General features: G+C 68.3%; 1 tRNA gene and 1 pseudogene. Both read left to right on the forward strand.

The features are described 5' to 3' along the window. Positions 1–204: pseudogene (locus AC1DYK_RS36320) on the forward strand (hypothetical protein); the annotation flags it as partial. Between the two features lie 19 nt (positions 205–223). After that, positions 224–297: transfer RNA gene (locus tag AC1DYK_RS36325), tRNA-Cys, on the forward strand. The last annotated feature ends 69 nt before the right edge of the window (positions 298–366 follow it).

Consider the following 366-nt stretch of genomic DNA (forward strand, 5'->3'; position numbering starts at 1 on the left):
GTCCTGCTGACGATGACGCTCGGCTCTCCGCCGGTCCGCCGACTGGTTCAGCCACTGACCCGACCGTCCATCGGCTGGATGTTCGCCCCTGCCCCGCCACGTCCGCAGCCGGTATTCACCGAGACGACCACGGCACCGGCCCCGTCCACGGCGACGATTCCGGCGCCCCGCAGTGCCGTCGAGCAGCCGACCACGACGACTTGATCGCGCGACGCGTACACATGACCATGTGCCCGAGTGATTGAGGACTCGCCTGCAAAGCGAGTTACGCGGGTCCGATTCCCGCCACGGCCTCCAGCAGGAGCACAAGGGACGGTCGCCCCCATGATGCAAGGGCGGCCGTCCCTTGTGCTCCCTGCGTTACGC

The sequence above is a fragment of the Variovorax sp. P2_H12 genome, from assembly GCF_056403395.1.